Origin of the sequence: Streptomyces smaragdinus (assembly GCF_009604385.1) — a bacterium.
GTDB lineage: Bacteria > Actinomycetota > Actinomycetes > Streptomycetales > Streptomycetaceae > Streptomyces > Streptomyces smaragdinus.
On sequence record NZ_WEGJ01000029.1, the window covers coordinates 1 to 14,622 of the forward strand.

12 protein-coding genes are annotated in these 14,622 nt (G+C 68.4%); 6 read left to right on the plus strand and 6 right to left on the minus strand.

Translation table 11 applies throughout. From position 1 onward, the window contains the following. Positions 1-3,754 (minus strand): CHAT domain-containing protein (locus tag SRB5_RS26495; RefSeq protein WP_228390464.1); only part of this gene is annotated, 3,754 nt, incomplete at its 3' end. A gap of 584 nt (positions 3,755-4,338) precedes the next feature. On the opposite strand from SRB5_RS26495, the gene SRB5_RS26500 reads away from it, so the two are divergent. Together SRB5_RS26500 and SRB5_RS26505 are read left to right on the plus strand one after the other, a co-directional pair. Further along, on the plus strand, positions 4,339-4,605 hold the full coding sequence (locus tag SRB5_RS26500; protein WP_153455961.1) for a hypothetical protein: 267 nt from the start codon (positions 4,339-4,341) through the stop codon (positions 4,603-4,605). 394 nt (positions 4,606-4,999) lie between these two features. Continuing rightward, the gene (locus SRB5_RS26505) at positions 5,000-7,012 is read left to right on the plus strand and encodes a zinc finger domain-containing protein (protein WP_153455962.1); all 2,013 of its coding nucleotides are present in this window, start codon (positions 5,000-5,002) and stop codon (positions 7,010-7,012) included. Between the two features lie 207 nt (positions 7,013-7,219). Here SRB5_RS26505 and SRB5_RS26510 read toward each other — a convergent pair whose 3' ends face one another. Further along, positions 7,220-8,119 (minus strand): hypothetical protein, encoded by a 900-nt coding sequence (locus tag SRB5_RS26510; RefSeq protein ID WP_153455963.1) that lies wholly within the window; start codon positions 8,117-8,119, stop codon positions 7,220-7,222. Positions 8,120-8,642: 523 nt separating this feature from the next. After that, positions 8,643-9,239, minus strand: coding sequence for a TniB family NTP-binding protein (locus SRB5_RS26515; RefSeq protein ID WP_456114917.1), 597 nt, complete (start codon positions 9,237-9,239; stop codon positions 8,643-8,645). Between the two features lie 557 nt (positions 9,240-9,796). Between SRB5_RS26515 and SRB5_RS37230 the strand changes: the two genes are divergently transcribed. Further along, positions 9,797-9,925, plus strand: a complete 129-nt coding sequence (locus SRB5_RS37230; RefSeq protein WP_267132615.1) for a hypothetical protein — start codon at positions 9,797-9,799, stop codon at positions 9,923-9,925. Between the two features lie 100 nt (positions 9,926-10,025). On the opposite strand, the gene SRB5_RS26520 is transcribed toward SRB5_RS37230, so the two are convergent. The 3 genes from SRB5_RS26520 to SRB5_RS26530 are packed head-to-tail and all read right to left on the minus strand — an operon-like array spanning position 10,026 to position 12,464. Further along, positions 10,026-10,802, minus strand: coding sequence for a DUF5677 domain-containing protein (locus tag SRB5_RS26520; RefSeq protein ID WP_153455964.1), 777 nt, complete (start codon positions 10,800-10,802; stop codon positions 10,026-10,028). A gap of 9 nt (positions 10,803-10,811) precedes the next feature. Beyond that, complete coding sequence (locus tag SRB5_RS37780) at positions 10,812-11,675, minus strand: Tn3 family transposase (RefSeq protein WP_153455965.1); 864 nt, start codon at positions 11,673-11,675, stop codon at positions 10,812-10,814. Then, positions 11,676-12,464 carry a hypothetical protein gene (locus SRB5_RS26530; RefSeq protein WP_153455966.1) on the minus strand — a complete coding sequence of 263 codons (789 nt, stop codon included), beginning with the start codon at positions 12,462-12,464 and terminating at the stop codon, positions 11,676-11,678. 939 nt (positions 12,465-13,403) lie between these two features. Here SRB5_RS26530 and SRB5_RS26535 point away from each other — a divergent pair. The 3 genes from SRB5_RS26535 to SRB5_RS26545 all read left to right on the plus strand — a co-directional run bounded on the left by SRB5_RS26535 (position 13,404) and on the right by SRB5_RS26545 (position 14,619). Then, entirely contained in the window at positions 13,404-13,688 is a 285-nt protein-coding gene (locus SRB5_RS26535; RefSeq protein ID WP_153455967.1) for a hypothetical protein, read from the plus strand. A 29-nt stretch (positions 13,689-13,717) separates the two neighbouring features. Then, on the plus strand, positions 13,718-14,035 hold the full coding sequence (locus tag SRB5_RS26540; protein WP_153455968.1) for a hypothetical protein: 318 nt from the start codon (positions 13,718-13,720) through the stop codon (positions 14,033-14,035). Between the two features lie 92 nt (positions 14,036-14,127). Continuing rightward, positions 14,128-14,619 (plus strand): DUF6573 family protein, encoded by a 492-nt coding sequence (locus SRB5_RS26545; protein WP_228390466.1) that lies wholly within the window; start codon positions 14,128-14,130, stop codon positions 14,617-14,619. Positions 14,620-14,622: the final 3 nt, after the last annotated feature.

A 14,622-nucleotide genomic window follows, 5' to 3' on the forward strand; every position in this document is an offset into this window, starting at 1 on the left:
GGGCTTCGTCGGTCTCGCCCCGTTGCTGGAGGATGTCGGCGATCTGCCCCCAGGTGACCGCGGCCTCGCGGGTGTCGCCGATCCGTTCGTACACCGGCAGGGTGACCTCCCGGCGGATCCGTAGGGCTTCGTCGGTCTCGCCCCGTTGCTGGAGGATGTCGGCGATCTGCCCCCAGGTGACCGCGGCCTCGCGGGTGTCGCCGATCCGTTCGTACACCGGCAGGGTGACCTCCCGGCGGATCCGTAGGGCTTCGTCGGTCTCGCCCCGTTGCTGGAGGATGTCGGCGATCTGCCCCCAGGTGACCGCTGCGGAGCGGGTGTCGCCGATCCGCTCGTACACCGGCAGGGTGACCTCCCGGTGGATCCGTAGGGCTTCGTCGGTCTCGCCCCGTTGCTGGAGGATGTCGGCGATCTTCCCCCAGGTGACCGCTGCGGAGCGGGTGTCGCCGATCCGCTCGTACACCGGTAGTTCGACCTCCCGGCGGATCCGTAGGGCTTCGTCGGTCTCGCCCCGTTGCTGGAGGATGTCGGCGATCTGCCCCCAGGTGACCGCGGCCTCGCGGGTGTCGCCGATCCGTTCGTACACCGGCAGGGTGACCTCCCGGCGGATCCGTAGGGCTTCGTCGGTCTCGCCCCGTTGCTGGAGGATGTCGGCGATCTGCCCCCAGGTGACCGCTGCGGAGCGGGTGTCGCCGATCCGCTCGTACACCGGTAGTTCGACCTCCCGGCGGATCCGTAGGGCTTCGTCGGTCTCGCCCCGTTGCTGGAGGATGTCGGCGATCTGCCCCCAGGTGACCGCGGCCTCGCGGGTGTCGCCGATCCGTTCGTACACCGGCAGGGTGACCTCCCGGTGGATCCGTAGGGCTTCGTCGGTCTCGCCCCGTTGCTGGAGGATGTCGGCGATCTGCCCCCAGGTGACCGCTGCGGAGCGGGTGTCGCCGATCCGTTCGTACACCGGTAGTTCGACCTCCCGGCGGATCCGTAGGGCTTCGTCGGTCTCGCCCCGTTGCTGGAGGATGTCGGCGATCTGCCCCCAGGTGATCGCCGCGGAGCGGGTGTCGCCGGCATCGGTGAAAAACTGGTGCGCCTGGTTGAGCAGGCTTTCGGCCTGGTCGGTCTCGCCGCGGGTGATTAGGCGGATGGCGTGGTCATAGAGGAGTGCGGCGCGGTCGGTCGGAGCAGTCTGCTCGGTGTTCGTCTGCTGGATGGCGCGGTCCAGGAGGGTATCGGCGTGCTCTCCATCGCCGCTGGTCACAGCCGCGTCGGTGACGGCACGCAGCAGGGAGAGGGGGATCTCGTGGTGGTGGCGGTCAAGGAGGGTTATCGCTTGGTCGCCCAGTTCGGCGGCCGTGGCGGCCGGTCCCTGACGTAGGGCGGTTACGGCTTCCGTGGCGCAGTGGGCGGTGATGGCCGGGTTGTCGGCGGCGAGGGCAAGTTGGGTCAGCTGGAGGTCCAGGTCGCTGTCGCGGGCGGGTTGGGGTGTCGCGCCGCCCCACTGGGCATAGAGCGGTTCAACGGTGAGGGCGGCCAGCACGGTCCGCTCGTCATCGCTGAGCGGGCGCAGGCGACCTGAGGCCAGGGCATTGACCGCCAGCGCCGGGCGGTCGGGGCGGCGCTGGTCAGGGAAGGTGTCGAGGAGGCCGAGGCCACACAGGCGGGACGCCGCGCCGCCGACCTCCTCGGCAAGGGTGTCGACTACCGGCTGCGGGACCGGGATGGTGAACAGCGTGCAGGCTCGTAGAAGTGCGCGGTTGGCGGGGCCGGCCTGTTCCAGGAGGGTGTCGAGGGCCAGGTTCTCCAGAAAGCTGCTCACGTCGGCGTTGTCGGCGGGGAGGTCCCCCTGGCGCAGGTACGCCTCCATGTCGGTCACGGCCGCCTCGGCGCGCGCCTGGTCGATCTCGTCGCTGTAGACGAGGCGCAGCCCGATCAGGTCCTGCAGTCCGGGGTTGCCGCGGCTGACCTCCAGCGCCCGCCTAGCCAGATCGGCCCGCTCGGCGGCGTAGCCGGCCGGGGCGAGCGCCGCCTGCCGGCGCTGCAGTTTGAGCCGGGCCGCCTCCGACAGCGGCTGCAACTGGACCGGCTCCAGTGTCCTCTCCAGCCCGCCGAGGGTGAACGTGAACCGGCTGGTGACGAGCAGACGGCTGTCCGTCAGGGCCGGATCGCACGCCGCCAACACATTGGCGACGACCCCGGCGAACCTCGGATCGAGCCGGTGCGGACCATCGTGGTCGGCGACCAGGATCTGCTCCAGATCGTCGATGATCAGCAGGAGCGGCTTGCGTACTTCGTCGACTCCCTGAGCGCACGGTCCGGCCAGCAGGTCCGTCAGTAGCGCTCCGAGGCGCTCGGGCTGCTCGCGGACCTCGGCCCGCCGGCCCTCGATGAGGGCACGGGCGTCCGGATTTGCGGCGACGGCGTCGGCGACGGCGTCGAGGACTGCCCCCGCGGAGTAGTCGCCGAAGACAACCGCGACGGCCAGGTGCGGGTGGCGGTCGGCGATCCGTGCGGCCAGGCTCGACTTGCCCAGCCGACCCTGCCCGTGGAGCAGCACCCCGCCTCGTTCCCCACCCCGCAGGGCCCGCAGCGCCCGCTGCATCTCCGGACGGCGACCGACGAACATCTCCGCAGATGAGACCGGCAGTTGGTGCTTGCGGTCCAGGAACGTGCGGGTCACGTGGTGCGCCGGCACCATCTGCCGTTTGCGGGTCCCGGCAACCAGCGGTCCTCCGCCGCCCGGTCCCAGCCACAGCCGCGCCAGATGCCAGTCCGCCCGCAACCGTTCCTCGGGGCAGGACAGGAGCTGGTGGCGGGCGTCGGCGACGGCCTCGGCCAGGCCGACGCGGCGGCTGAGCTGCTCGTAGAGGTGCTCGGCGAACAGGGTGGAGGCCCGGTCGCTGACCGATCCGTCCCAGCCGATCACCGCCGGAACCCCGGCCGCCACCAGCCCTGTCGCCAGCGAGTGCGCCACCGGAACCCCGGCCGCGGCCTCCGCACCGCCGCGGTGGCCGGCCCCGGCGGGCAGATGCCCCGCCACATCCGCACCGGTCGCGGTCAGGCAGGCGGACACGAACGCGAGCTTCGGACGTGGCGTCAGCAGCGTCAGCAGCTCGCGCGTGGTCGTCGGACGCCCTTCGCCGAGATCGTCCTCCATGAGCAGTACCGGGGTGGGGGCTGCGTCGGGCTTCTCACGCCAGTTGTGCAGTCCGTGGCAGGACAGGTGCACCACCGGCATCCCGCCCAGCTCCGACAGTCGCCGCCCGAGGTGCTCGGGGTTACCGGAATCCTCGACCACCAGGTCCAGACTCGTCCCCCCGGCAGCCCGCAGGACGGCCATCTCCTCGGCCTCGAAGTCCAGCTCGTGCTGCCCCCGCGGCGCCGACGCCATAAACGCCACCCCGAGCCGGAACCCGCCCAGATCCGGCGCCGTACCAGGACGCCCCATGCGACGCGCCACAGCGAACGACGACAGCTCCCGAGCCATGAACCCCTCTCCCGGCGCGGCCAGCAGCTCGAATGGGGCGCGCAGCAGCGCCCACTCCGCCGCGGACGGCCGCGTGGGCGCCCGCACCTCGAAGACCAGCGGCCCCTGCGCCTCGTCGCGCAGCCGGGTCAGCTCCCCCAGCTCACCGTCCAGCCACCGGTACAGCTCACGCCCCACCGCGAGCAGCGCCTGCTCCACGGAACCGCTGCGCACGGCGTCCACGTACTGGGCGGCCACGGCGTCGAGCAGATCCACGTCAGCGCTCTGCAACATCCGACGTGATCCGACCCGTCGGTCGTCGACGACCAGCTCGAACCCGTCAGCTTCCGCCAACACCCCCGTGACCATGCGTCATATTAACGTCGCTGGAAGCCACCGCCCCCTGCCTTTCAGCGAACTCACCCCCTGAGGAAAGCCGCCCCAGCCCCGGTGCTGGCTCGCCGCAGAGTCGGACGAGCACGCGCCACACGGAACGGGCGCTGCCGTCCGGCTTGATCCGGCACATGGAGTTGCCCCCGCCATGACGGAGGACACGCAGCGTGCGGGCGTCCGCAGCTTCCGGAGCACCCGCGGATGAACCGCCGACTTGTATGGCTGTAGCGGGACACGGTCGGGTTGACCTGGCACCGCTGTCAGCGGTTCCGACGGACACCGCGTTCGTACCATCACCCGCCCGAGTACCTCGACCGCGAAGCCCACTTCAGGGTGGTGACGATGCAGATCCCCGGCCTCACCACCCCGGCTGACGCTTTTTCAGCCCCCCACGCAACTCATGATCACCCATTCGGGCACGAAAAAGGACAGACACGCCGCGAGTTTGTAGTGAGTACTGCTGCGTTTGTGACAGGATCACCCTCATGGCTGGAAGACGACACGGACGCGAGCGCGGCAAGCCGCAGGCACACCGCCGCACGTCTTACGACCCGTCAACCGGCCCGTGGCGTACAGGTGTGGTGGTGCGGGAGCAACAGGCCGTCAAGGCCATCACCGCGGCAGAGCGCGCCGGCCTGTCGTTCGCGGGTCTCATCAACGAGCTCGTCAGGCGCATGGAAGTCGACGAGAACGGCCGCCCCGTATGGGCCGACGAGCTGAACCCACAGGAGGAGCTGCCTAAGGCCGGATGACAACAGTCTCCGGACGTTAAAAAGGCCCCGGCCACACCAACAGCCAGGGCACTACACGTCCGGATGGGTCTCAGCTAATCGCTTCCCAGGCCAAGTCTGAGAACCCACATATCTGCAGCGAGCGAGTGAGTCACGTCGGGTTACCAAGCCGCCGTGAGGCCCTCGCGTTCTCCCAAGAACCCCCAGGAGCGTTTTCATCGTAACCGATGGCTGGGGTGATGGGACAGCCCTGCCTGCTTCCGGTGTGTCCAACCGAGCACCGGAGTTGACCCCGGGCCGCCCCTCACCCCCTATTACCCAGCAACGGACACAGGCCGTAACACCTCGGACACTCAGTGCGTCCGACGGGCTGGCCCGGTTGTTCCTGCAGCTCTCGCCACGCCTGGCCATTCGGGTGGACACCCGCAACCGCGCCGGCGAATGGCTGCACAAGTACCAGGAGCGCGACCTCCCCGAGCTCCCGCCCGCACGCCCGTACGCCGTATACCTGTCCTCCAAATGGGGCCGCTACCGCTGGCTCTGCTTCGACCTCGACGCCAAACGCGGCGACGTCGGCCCCGACCTCGCCACCCTCCTGCGCTGGCTGGACGAGGCAGGCCTGAGCTACGTCGTGGCCGCCTCCGGCTCCGCCGAGGGCCGCCACGTCTGGGTCGCCGCCGCCACCCTGCTCGACTCCGTCCTCGTCCACGCCATCGCCGACGAGGCCGCCCGGCGCCTCCCGACCCTCGACCACGGCCTGCTCAAGAGCCGTACGGGCGCCGCCCGCCCCATCGGCGCCCCGCACCGCAACGGCCACCGCAGCGAACTCCTCCACCCTGCCGACCCCCCCACCGCCGCCGCCCGCCTGACGCCCCGGACCTGCGGCAACGACTCCGAGGCGTTCACGCGACTGCTGCTCGTCATCGACGCCGTACCGACCCCGGAGCGCGTACGCCCGCGGATCGTGGGCGTGGACGAGTTCGCCGAGGTCCTGGACGACGAGCTGGGACCGCGGCTGGCCGGCACCGCCCGCACCCTGCTCGACCGCGACACCATGGGCCTGCTGACACGCCGCCCGCCCGCGGACCAGGTGAGCGAGGCCTGTGGTTCACTGCTGACCAGGCTCGCGCTGCGCCGCTGGACGCTGCCGATGGTCAAACGGCTGCTGGACACCCGCGCCTACCGCGAGGGCGGATTGCTGCATTTGTGTACGAGTCCGGGCATTGGGCCCCTGCGCGTCAACCTTCATCCAGCGGATACCACGGAAAAGTTGGAGAGAAATTGGCGCCGCTGCGTGTCGTATGCTTCAAGGTTGCCCTCACAGCCCGAATCCCTCGTCTGGGCCGAGAATCTCGCCTCCGTCGTCGACTTGGTCAACCAGATCCAGGCCGCCGCCGACGCGACGCCGGAACGCTGGGCGACCCAGGCCGGCCCCGGCGACCGCGCCCTGCTGGACCTCCTCTGCCTCCTCGCCCTGCGCTCCGGCACCACCGTCCTCGACCTCGACCTGCGCCGCGCGGCCATCGCCACCGGCGGGAGCCGCTCAGGGATGCACCGGGCTCAGCAGCGACTCGGGCTCGACGGGTGGCTGTCCGCCCGGGGCTCGGAGGGGCCTGCAGGTACGTACGAACTGCTCCCGATCACCGCCGATCACCCCGGCTACACCCCCGTTGCACAGGGTGGGACACAAGGAAACCCGCCCCCCACCCAGGAGCGCCGGGATGCCCTGGTCTCGCGCCTCCGGGCTCGGCTTTCCGCAGGCCAGGCCGATGCCTTTGCGTACGGACGGCGTAACGCCACCCACGGTGGGGGTCTAGGACATCATGCCGGACGGATCTATCAGCAGTTGCTCGAGCACGGTCGTCCGCTGAGTGTCTCCGAGATGTGTGCCAAGACCGGCTACGAACCGCGGACCGTCCAGAAGCACCTGGCCCGGATGCAGGGGCTGATGGTTGTCACTCGGGCGGTCCTGACAGTCCATCACGAATGCCCGACCTGTGAGGCAGGCTCCGGAGAGCGCTGCAGTATCGGCCGGGGCGGTCGCGTTCCACGCCATCGGGGGGCCGACCAGCACGCTGCCCGCGGTGAGCTGGCCGTCAGGCGGGCCGGCACTCCGTACTACCGGCCCCGGCAGGGCTCTCTGCTCGCGGCCGCGAAGGTTCTCGGGAGCTACGGGCGTCTGGCTGCGCGGGCGCGTCGGTATGCCGTCGAGATCGAGCAGTACCACTGGTGGAAGAAGGAGGAAGCCTGGATGCGGGCTCCGAAGGCGGGTATGCGGACGGGAGTCCATGTGCATGAAGGGCAGACGGCTCTTGTCGTCACCACGCTCGACCGTCAGCCGTGGCGCAGATATCCCCGGGACGCTGACGGCCGGGCTGACCACAGTGCAGCTCGAGTCCGCGTCGAACGACGCCTGGCAACCGCCTAGTTCTTTGGGCGTAGCCCGCAGAGTCCTGTTTGGATCTTCAGCATAAATCTCACCCAGGGCCAGTTATTCACGTCGGTGGAAGTTGCGCCAATCCTGGGAAGGGGGATGGCCGCGTCGGCAAGAGCCCGGTCCAGATGCTCGACCGGGCGGCCTGCGAGATCGCGCGGCTTGATCAGCCAAGGCGATGCAGGGCGGGAGCCCAGGCGGTCACAGGAATTTGGCGAGCCAGGCGGGCACGGAACCATTCTTGGTCTCTACGGCCACCTGCTCGAACGAGGTCCTGAAGTCGGCAGGTGAGACACCGCCCCGGTTCGTCTGAACCGCCTCCTGGTATGCGGGATCAGAAAGGCACAACGCCACATCGTCATCGCTCTTACGCATTGCGTCTCGTAGAGCTTGACCGTCAAGGAGTCGGCAAGCGGCGTTGAGCTCGGCGCCGATCCAGCTGTTGTGGTTGTCGATCGTCACGTGCGCGGTAGCGAGCACGATGCGCAGCCGCGTAGCAGGGCGGGTGCCATGCCACCTCCGGTTTTCGTCGCGGAGGTAGACAGGAGCCTGTCCCAGCAGGGCGCGCAGGATCGGGGCCAGCGCAGTGCTGTTATCGATCAGCTCCATAACTGAGTCACCACGGTCGGCACGGTGCCTCTGCCCTGCATCGACCTCGGCGGTGGCCATCAAGCGGTCGACGAAATCGTAAAGGCGACGTCGTAGATCAGCCTGTTTCATGTCGTCGTGCCTGCTGAACTGCACAATGTCGGCAAGCAGGACCAATCTCCGGAGGGGCTGAGCGATTGGGAGCCCATCAGCCTCAGCGGCCTGTACCCAGCAGTCGTAGATGGGTCGCAGCTGCTGCTCAGGTGTCAGACCTGGCGCCCTGGAGGCGAGGATTTCGATCAGGGCGTCCACGACTTCCCACTTCGGGAAGCGTGAGCTGCTGAAAGCATTGTGGATCGTACTTTTCGAGATGTCTGCGTCTCGTAGCTCGCGGGCCATGACCGCGAGACTCGGCCTGCCGGCCAGCAGGTGCAGGCGGTGCAGGGCATCGTTGAGTTTCCTGTGTTGCGCGTCTGGCAGTTCCGGCTTCTGCAGTACCCCCGGCCGACCCATGCCCGTCCTCCGTCCAAGACCGTCCACAACTGTCCAACAGCATTGCATCTCGGTCAAAGCCAGATGACCTCATCCGGAGTTGTCCAGGACTGGCTTCTCTACGTCCAGGGCCCCGGAGCCGGAGGTGATGCTCTCGGCGCACCGCTCGGACGGTCCGACGACGCAAAGGAGAGCAGACGGAATGTGGACGACAAAGATGACCCAACGGTTTGCGCGGGTGGCCCTGTTCGCACTGATTCGTGGTGCCGCTACTGCAGCGGGCAGTGCCGCAGTAGCGGCCGGCGTGTGGTGGCTACAGCACTATTAGTTCCGCGAGTCTTTGGGCTGCTGGCCGCGCCTTGGCAAGGCGCGGCCAGCAGCCGATGCCGGGGATACGACCGTTCTGTTCCTGGTTCGGAGGATCAGCTGGATTCGGAGCTGTGGTCAAGCGGGACCGCGGAAAGCCCATTCCGCGTGATCTTCTCGCTGCCGGTCAGGATCGCGTCGAGGGCGGCGCCGCGGATCAGATGGGACAGTGAGCCGATCAGGCCGCGGTCGTGGAGATAACGGTCCAACTCGGTGAGGCTGCCGGGCTGGTGTGCCTGCAGCCGAAGGGAGTTCTCCAGAGTCGCGACCAGCCCCTGCCACTCGGCGTTGTAGGGCAGCGGGAGGTGGGGACGAGAGTGAAATGCCCGGCGATCTGCTGTCCACGGGTGCCGTTGAACAGCCCTTCGCTCTCGACGTTGATCCCCGCATAGACGAAGGTCGCCGGGATGCGCTCCGAGAAGTACTTCAGCGTGTCGGCGACCTCCGCGCCGGACCGGGTCGCGATCGAGATGTTGTGTAGTTCGTCGACCAGGACCAGACCCACCCGCGTGTCCGTCAACACGCCGCAGACGGAGTCCAGGATGTCGGTGATGTTCATGCGGGTGCGGACCGGCAGGCCCAGGAACCGGGCGAACTCCACCGCCACCATCCGGGCGGTCGCGGCGGGTGGGACGGTGATGTAGACGACCGGGATGTGGTCGCTCACACCGGGATGACGTGCCCGGTCCAGCAGCTCGTGAGCGAGGCCGAGCTGGGTGATAGCGGTGGTCTTCCCGGTGCCGGCCGGGTCAGGCCCGCGCACGCCGCGCTGCACGGCACAACCCTGCCCGTGGGAACCCCCCGTACACCGTCGACGGTGCCAGCCTTCGCTATCCGGGCGACCCGTTCGCGCCGATCACGCTCACGATCAACTGCCGGTGCCGGTTGCGCTATGCCACCGACGAGGGGTGAGCAGACGTGAAGGTCCATCCAATCCGGTGGCTGTCATGCCGCGTACAAGCGCCGACTTCAGCTCCTGGGTTCCCGTCACACGCGAAGCGGATTCCTCAACTCGACCACTAGATATGGTGTTAGTTGCAACGCGACACCACAACATGTTGTGGTTCGATAGGCCGGAAGGAGGGTCTGAGGGGCGCTATGCTTCTGGTCGTAGACCTTGACGACTAGCGATGTCGGAGGGGGCCTCAACAGCCATGCCCGGCAAAAGCGTTGGCTGTGAGGCACTCCCTCGCTACCTCGCCGAGGATCAGCCCCATAGGAGAGAGGCTCCTCAGCATGTATAGCAACTACCCTACCGGAACGCGGCTCGTGCCCGGAAAGGTGTCGGGCTTCCCGCCCGGCCAGCTCCGGCCTGAGATGCCGCCCGTCCAGATGCCCACGATCATCATCATCGTCCTGTTCACGGTCGCCATCGCCAGCAGGCAGTACGAGTTCGCGGGCGCCCTCGCCCCGCTGCTCGCCCCGTGGTTCGCCCGTCAGTTTGCTCCGCAGCGGACCTGATACCTGCGCCAGGTGGCCCCGCAGCGTTCCCGTACGTGCGGGGGCGGGGCCACCATCGCGTGTGTCTCGCGGTCGATCGGACCTCCGGCCGACGGCTTACTCACACCCGCTTGGGCAGCAGGTCATCGGGCAGCCCGAGGTCCCTGCACGCCTCCCTGATCAGCTTTCTCATCGGGTTGCCCTTGATCAGCGGACTCATTACTAGCGCCGCCTGCAGCAGCGGGACCGGCATCCAGCACAGGTCTGTTAACCGATCCTTGTGGGACGACTCGTACACCGTGACCTTGTTGCCCTCGACGTCCTTTACGAACGCCGCTGCCGTCATGTCGGTGGTGTGGGAGTACGACGACAGGTTCCGGTAGACCGGATACATGTCTGGCGTTCCGTACGCCTGGACCATGTTGTCGAAGTTGCTCAACTGGCCGCGTAGCGTGCCGTGCCGCTTGCGTTCCAGGTCGGTCAACGGCGTCAGGTCTGGCGGCTCCCCGATATCCAGATCATCGGGTACGTGCCAGTTCACCTTCTCCATGTTCTCCCGGAGCCTGCGCCGGGACTCGTACGACTCGTGGACGAGCGCGCGGTAGCCAGCCTCGCCGTTGTCGACCAGCCAGTTCAGCGCGTACGCGTGCCCGATCAGGTTGCGCATCAGCGGCGCCGCCTCGACCGTGTAGCCGTCCTCGTAGAGGGACAGCATGGCGGCCGCGGTCCGATTCGAGAACCGCCACCAGCCGGCGAGGACCGGGAACACGCCAGGAGCCAAGTTGGTCGACGACCGCTCCTTTACGAGCATTGCCGTGGTGGCGCCGTCGATCAGCTTCGGGACGATCGCCCGTACCCGTCTGGCGGTCTTCTCGTTCGCCCCATACGCAAAGGTCATGGCGGGACGCTACGCCCGCCGACGCCGAGCAGGCACCCAATTAGTCGGGCCTTGACAGCGCGACGTTATCGGTCGGCGCTGTGCATGGTCCGCGCCATGCTGAATCGTCCCGCCGCGCGCAGAGTCGCCCGACCGTACCCGAGGCCTTGAGGCCAAGGCCGCCACCGCGCTCCGTACGCGCCGGCCGTGGAACCCCGCCCTGCACCCACGTGACAGCAAGGGGCGATTCATCGAGACCGGCGGCATCGCGCGGATGCGGGGCGGGAAGCTCGCCCGGGTCGTGCGGGCCCTGTCGAACGACCGGATCCTCGTCCAGGACCTCGGCGAGCGCGGGCGCTTCACCGGCCGCCGACACACCACGAGCGCCAAATGGGTCACGACGGTGCCCCGCCCCGACGGCTCCGCGCACAGGGATGGGCATGCCCTGCGTCGTCCAGAGAACCACGGCCTTCCCGCATTCGCACCGATCCCGGGCGAGAACAGGGCGGTCCGGCCGGAGGCATAGGAGATGCCTCCGGCCGGACCGCATTTGACTTGTATGGGGCCCGCGGCTACCCGTCCTCGTCGTTGTTGGTCTCGTCGTCGCTGTACGGGTCGCGCAGCTGCCGCAGGCCCGGCGCCAGCGGCGGTGTTCGTCCGCCACGGCCGGGCGTCGGAGATGTCAGCGATCCTCGGCGAGAACTGGTAGCCGCAGGTCGCGAACAGGTCGAAGACGATGTCAGAGTACGACGCGGGGTCCGTGATGACGGTCTCCAGCTTCGGGCCGCCGTCGCGGGCGTGGATGGCGTCCAGGATGAACAGCGAGTCGCGCAGCGTGCCAGCACGACCACCCCGCCCAGCCCCATCACCTGGTCGTTTACTGGCGGAGACCACTTATTGCTGGCGTGTCGTATTCCTCGCCTCAGCCGCTCTCCCTGCTCGACGTCGGGGATCTGGCCAGGGGTAGCCGAGCTGATCTGCAAACTCCTTCGAGCCGCCGCAAACCTCGGCGATCTCGCGGGGGTCTTCGGCCGTGAGACAAGCCTCAAGGCGCTTTGCTTGGTCGCCCGGGTCGTCTCCGGAGACCGGAAGGGTCATCCTGAACTGAAGCCAGGGACGGTCTTCTCTGATCGCGGAGCGGCCGGGATGGAACAGGAAGACGCTGATCTGGTCAGGTTCCCCGTGCCAAGCTGAGACGGCTCCCAGTTCGCATTCCCAGGTCGTCAGCCAGCCGACACGCTCCCGGAGCCGTTCTTCAAGAAGCCGGGCGACTGTTCGGGCCGGCCACTCCCAACTGTGGTCGGTCGAGGCTCGGCGGACCTCCGCGTCGTACTGATTGACGTCGAATCGAAGCTCTGGGAGGTCGACATCGTCTTCATCCGGGTTGCGCCAGCCGCTCCAGACCACGTGCTGCCCTTCGCGCCTGATGGTCACGTAGACAGCGCCGCAACATCCTTCCGTGCACTCGGCCTCGGCAAGCCGAACCTCGCGGGACATGTCTGTCGCGTGAAGCGGCGCATGCTGCCCCAACAGATACCTAGGGTCATCTGCCGGCCCCTCGTCGAATACGTCGGCCAGGATGTCTCGTCCGTTGATGATCGGTCGGCATTCCACGGCGCCGTGTCGGCTTCCCAGCGGTGGCACGACGATGCGGAGGGACAGCAGATGCGGTTCTGTGGTCATTGGCTGATGGTCTCGGAGTCAGTGGCAGTTGTCCTGCGTGTTTCTGCTTGAAGGGAGACGGGGGACTCCGTCCTGGACATCCTTGCCCGAATGCCTCTGCATCCCGTGGGCGCGGGCGGCGAGGTAGTCGGCCCAGGAGGCCTTGGCGAACCCTGCTCGACGAACTGCGGTGTTGGGGTGGAGGCCGAGGCTGCTCGCGAGGACCGGTGCGGGCAGGCACTCGGCTGACCAGCGCGCCTACCGCTCACCGTCGCCTTCACTGAGCGATGGTTCGCGCAGTGGCGGCACCCGGCCTCCTGCAGCCGGAAGAACGCGTACGGCGTAAGTCCCCGTCTGCGGCGCCAGACAATTCCTCATGCGAATCCCGGCGCTGTACCTGGGGAATTACGCCGTCGTCACCAGGGCGCTGCGCTCGTCATGAACAACCTGACGTAGGACCGGCCCCAGACCCGTGCCGTCCCGCAGCCAGCCCGCACCCGGTGCGGTCCGGCCGCAAAGAGCAGATGCCTCCGGCGGGCCCTTCCTCCGAGGGGCGGGGCCGGTCGTACGGCCGCCGGTCCCAGCGTGGTCGGGCGGTGGGGCGCGGCGCGGCCCCCTCGCCGGACGGGCACCGGAGGCTGCCACGGAACCTCGGGGGTGTCCAGCGCGAAAAGCGTGCGCTGGACACCCCCGAGAACCCGCAGCAGAGCTGAAGCTTGCCCGCCCGACGAGGGAACCACCCCGCTCGGCAGCGCCTATTGGTGCGGGAGCACTCCGCTCCAGATTGTCGAACGCCTGTCTTGGCGTCACCTCTGAGAACCTGAAAAACCGCAGGTGAAACGCCCTTTTCTCCCTCGTTGTTGACCTCTATTTCTGTAGAGTTCTCTTAGTCGGACGGAGTGGTTGGCCCCGCTCCCCCGGCCCGAACCACAGACACAGCACGAAAGAGAAGAGACCGGAATGCAGCTCACCGACGACACGATGGCCAAAGCCTGCGACATCGAGGCCAGCTACCAGGCCCTCCGCGCCGAACTGGCCACCGCCCGGGGCCGCCGGGACACCGTCCTCTACGCCGCCTGGCGCGAGGTCAAGGACCCCAAGACGGCCGCCGCCCAGCTCCCCCGCACGATCACCGCCGCCACCGTGCGCGGCGCCGTCCTGCGTATCGCGCCCCCGGCCGACTTCACCCAGCTGTCCCTCCTCGACAGCGACGCGTACGCCCCGGCCCCCGCCGCCCAGAGCTGACCCGGAACCCGCACGAAAGGCGCCACCCCGTGATCGTGTTCACCCGCCCCGAGGACCAGAACACCGAGCCGCTGCAGCCGTTCACCGTCGTCTACGACTGGTTCGACCCCCACGGCCACCGCAACCCCGTCGCGGTCCGTATCGATGCCGTCGAATGGCTCGCCGCCGTCCTGGCCGGGCTGCTGGCCGCCGCCGACGAGTACCGCCCGCACATCCCCGAACTGCAGCCTGCCCCCGACGCGGACCCGCTGCACACCAACCCCCTGGATCTCGCGATGGAGGTGTTCACCCCGGTCGCCGTTTTCTCCGGACACATCGACCCGCTCAACAACGTCGACACCCTCTGAACGCCCCGGCGGGCGGGGCGGTTGGCCCCGCCCCGCCCGCCGGTGAACCGAACCAAGCCCATGCGCAGACGAGTACGAGAAGGAACCCCGCGATGGACAAGCAGACCAGCGAAACCACCCACGACGACCCCGCCACCGGCCCCGACGCGATGCGCTGGACCCCCGAGCCCACCAACCCCACATCGATCTTCGGCCCCGTCATCGACACGTACACCCGCGCCGACGCACTGCGCGACGGCGTCCTGATCGAGGCCGACCCCGCTCTGTGCCGGGAAGCCGGACTCCTCGCCCCCGTCGCGCTCACTGCCGCCGCCTGGGCCGACTGCGTGGCCTGGGACGACGCCGACAACGAGCGCAAGGGCACCGTCCAGGACGAGACCGGGCGGCTGTGGGACGTGCTGTACCTGACTCGGTTCGCCGTACGCCGGGCCGGAGTCCACGCCGACCGCGTCCCCGTCGAGCTCTACCGCGTACCCCGCGAAGGACGCGCCCGCAGCGCCCGCCGGACCTACCTGGCCGCCGTTGCCGGACTCGGCGACACCGGCGAACTCGTCATCACCGTGATGCTCCCCGACGAGGACTAATGC

Excerpts from the sequence above, each read along its gene's own strand:
- SRB5_RS26500 (WP_153455961.1), top strand. The coding sequence starts at position 4,339 with ATGGCTGGAAGACGACACGGACGCGAGCGCGGCAAGCCGCAGGCACAC.
- SRB5_RS26510 (WP_153455963.1), bottom strand. The coding sequence starts at position 8,119 with ATGGGTCGGCCGGGGGTACTGCAGAAGCCGGAACTGCCAGACGCGCAA.
- SRB5_RS37230 (WP_267132615.1), top strand. The coding sequence starts at position 9,797 with ATGCCCACGATCATCATCATCGTCCTGTTCACGGTCGCCATCGCCAGC.
- SRB5_RS26520 (WP_153455964.1), bottom strand. The coding sequence starts at position 10,802 with ATGACCTTTGCGTATGGGGCGAACGAGAAGACCGCCAGACGGGTACGG.
- SRB5_RS26530 (WP_153455966.1), bottom strand. The coding sequence starts at position 12,464 with ATGACCACAGAACCGCATCTGCTGTCCCTCCGCATCGTCGTGCCACCG.
- SRB5_RS26535 (WP_153455967.1), top strand. The coding sequence starts at position 13,404 with ATGCAGCTCACCGACGACACGATGGCCAAAGCCTGCGACATCGAGGCC.
- SRB5_RS26545 (WP_228390466.1), top strand. The coding sequence starts at position 14,128 with ATGGACAAGCAGACCAGCGAAACCACCCACGACGACCCCGCCACCGGC.